This is a genomic window from Vibrio sp. Isolate32, assembly GCF_022397955.1.
GTDB lineage: Bacteria > Pseudomonadota > Gammaproteobacteria > Enterobacterales > Vibrionaceae > Vibrio.
Genome location: NZ_JAKEUQ010000065.1, coordinates 1 through 2,953, shown reverse-complemented (window position 1 = coordinate 2,953; position 2,953 = coordinate 1). Strand labels below are relative to the sequence as shown.

At 43.1% G+C, this 2,953-nt stretch carries 1 protein-coding gene and 2 pseudogenes; 1 reads left to right on the top strand and 2 read right to left on the bottom strand.

The genetic code is table 11. From position 1 onward, the window contains the following. Both L1D11_RS22310 and L1D11_RS22305 read right to left on the bottom strand, forming a co-directional pair. Positions 1–1,026, bottom strand: a pseudogene (locus tag L1D11_RS22310) (IS3 family transposase); the annotation flags it as partial. Positions 1,027–1,034: 8 nt separating this feature from the next. Beyond that, positions 1,035–1,235, bottom strand: a pseudogene (locus L1D11_RS22305) (transposase); the annotation flags it as partial. 1,029 nt (positions 1,236–2,264) lie between these two features. Here L1D11_RS22305 and L1D11_RS22300 point away from each other — a divergent pair. Beyond that, a complete protein-coding gene (locus L1D11_RS22300) occupies positions 2,265–2,696 on the top strand; it encodes a GNAT family N-acetyltransferase (RefSeq protein WP_025613380.1) in 432 nt (143 codons plus the stop codon). The last annotated feature ends 257 nt before the right edge of the window (positions 2,697–2,953 follow it).

The following is a 2,953-nucleotide window of genomic DNA, read 5'->3' as shown; positions in this document are numbered from 1 at the left end:
GGTTGTAATAGCCAACCAGATAATCCGTTACTGCTTGGTTCGCTTCAGTAAAACTTCTATAGCCATTCTTTGGTACCCATTCCGTCTTCAAGCTTCTGAACACTCGCTCCATAGGACTGTTATCCCAACAGTTCCCACGACGACTCATACTTTGAGTAACTCGATATCTCCATAGTAATTGACGATACTTCTTACTCGTATAGTGGCAACCTTGATCCGAGTGGAACATGACACCAGACGGCTTTCCACGGCTCTCATAGGCCATAGTCAACGCCTTGCCAGTCAATGCGCTATTTGGTGCGTTAGACATCGCCCAACCGATGACTTTTCGTGCGAACAAATCAATAACAACCGCTAGATAAGACCATCTCTGTCCCGTCCAGATGTAGGTCACATCGCCGCACCAGACTTGATTCGGTTCAGTTACCGCGAACTGACGATTTAACCGATTGGGTATATGAACATGTTCCAGTTGTGTTTTTTTGTACGAGTGCTTCGGTAGTTGGCAACTGATTAAGTCTAGTTCTTTCATGAACTGACTCGCTCGGTAACGACTAAGTGGTATGCCTCTTGCCGTTACTATATCAGCAATGGYTCTCGCCCCAGCGGAACCATTGCTCAGCTCATAAGCTCGGCGAACTTCGGCACGAACAAGCACACGCTCTGACGACAGAGATTTATCTCTATTTGCCCAATAACGATAGCTACTGCGATGAACCCCAAACATTTCACAAAGCCTTTTCACAGTATAACTCTTCTTGAGTTTCTCGATTATCGGGAACCGTTCAGGGAGTCTGACATCAAGAGAGCCGTAGCCTTTTTTAGGATTTCCTTTTCTTCTTCAATACGCTTGATTTTCTTTTTAAGGTCGCGGATTTCTCTTTGCTCTGGCGTCAACGGTGATGCACTTGGTGCTTTACCCGCTCTTTCAGCTTTGAGTTGTCTTACCCAGCTTTCTAGCGTGGTTCTTCCGATGCCCATTGCTTCGCAGGTTTCTTTGTAAGTCCGCCCCTGATCAAGCACCAACTTGCTTTACCCGCTCTTTCAGCTTTGAGTTGTCTTACCCAGCTTTCTAGCGTGGTTCTTCCGATGCCCATTGCTTCGCAGGTTTCTTTGTAAGTCCGCCCCTGATCAAGCACCAACTGAGCGCATTCAAGCTTAAATTCTGGGTTAAAAGTGCGTCTTCCACGCTTAGTCATAATGTCACCTGTTTTAGTATCGAGATGATCATACATCACCTCTTAATCAGGTGGCCAAATTCACTATGCCACTACATATACCTCGTAAGAGTCTAGGGTTGGTGTTGAGGGCCTAATATACATCGGAATCTTTGTCGGTCAATAAAAAATTATTGTATAACGGTAATTTTTTGTTGTTTTTTATTTTCCCTACCATCCAGAAAACGGTGTAAGCCTTCGGTTTTATTGGGCTGTTCGCTCTGAACTAACCCTTAGCTCGACTGTGAAATTTTTGAATGCCCGCGTTTTCGCTCCATCATTTTTACGCAGCTCAACCGCTTGATGACTTTTGATGGAACTGTTCTGTGGGGGATTTCGCTGGTGGTGGGGGCTATTGGTTTAACCTGTGGAATAGTCGATCAAGATTGATTTACAACACATGGTATTTAGTGCTGAATCGGTGAGGGCTCATAACGCGAATAGTCAAGTAGATTGCTCAACTCAGTCACATCTAAAGAGAGCGCCACTCTCCATAACCCATCATCCGCAACTGATTCATTACACGTGGTGCTCTTGCTACCAGTATTGTTTGTAGCTAAGCCCACACTTAAAAACGTTGGGCACTGTGCTTAGCAGAAATGACCACACAATAAGCACCTTCAAATTAATCGTGATGACAAAAATTATCAGTGGACAAAAGGTTTCATGACTGTGCTGCTTTAGGTATCGAATTAAGAAAGATTAAGACCATTAAATTTATCAGTGCGAGACTCGCCGATACTGCGGCTTAATCATCATGCTACCGACAGATCTAGAACCAAAATGCTAAGACGGCGGGGAAGAAATCAACCTGTAAGATAACGACTCACTCACAAATTGGGCTATTTTCTGCATTTCTCCGAAACTATATAGAAAATTTCTGTGTTTCATCATGTTCGATCCAGAAGCGAGCAGGTAAGATATTGTTATTAAATCGGTTAATAGACAGCCCCCGAACTGTTTAGATTACTAGACTGAATGGTTTCAGGGACAAAATGCAGAATTATTCTGTCTAATATAGCTGTTAGCCGTCAAAATGGAGAAAACATGGAAGTACAATTTTTAGAGAAAAATTCTGATTACGAGTCAGTCCTAGAAGTGTTGTTACAACTTCGCCCAAATTACAACTTAGATACTTTGTCTGGTCAGATCGAGAAGCAGCAATCAAATGGTTACCAAGTCGTCTATGTCAAATCGCCAGAAGGCGTACTAGCAGCAGCAGGCTTTAGCGTAGGTGAAAAGCTTGCTTGGGGTAAGCATATTTACATTGAAGACTTGGTAACTAATGCGCAATTTCGTTCGAGTGGTGTAGGCAAATTTATTATCGATTGGTTTAAAACATATGCTTTAGAAAGCGGTTGCGAACAAATACATTTGGATTCTGGTGTTCAGCGTTTTCCAGCACATAAGTTCTATTTACGCGAAGGTTTCAATATCGCTAGTCACCACTTTTCTATAGTTGGCGTCCAAAACGGCTAACAAATAAGGATTAAGGTGTTGCGCAGCCAACACTAAATCCCGAGTGTTGAACAAGCCCGAAGCCACTTTATTAAGTAAATTGTACGATTGAACTTGAAGGGCACATCGCTTTGAGGCTTTTCTCAAGGCGAGCGAGGTCAAGATAAGGTTGCGATAGCAATCTTATCAACCCGTTAGCTGTTTTCCGTTTCTTTCGTCGTTACATCTCCTTTGATTTCGTCAATGCCATTCTCCTTATTATCGGTCTTATTATCGGT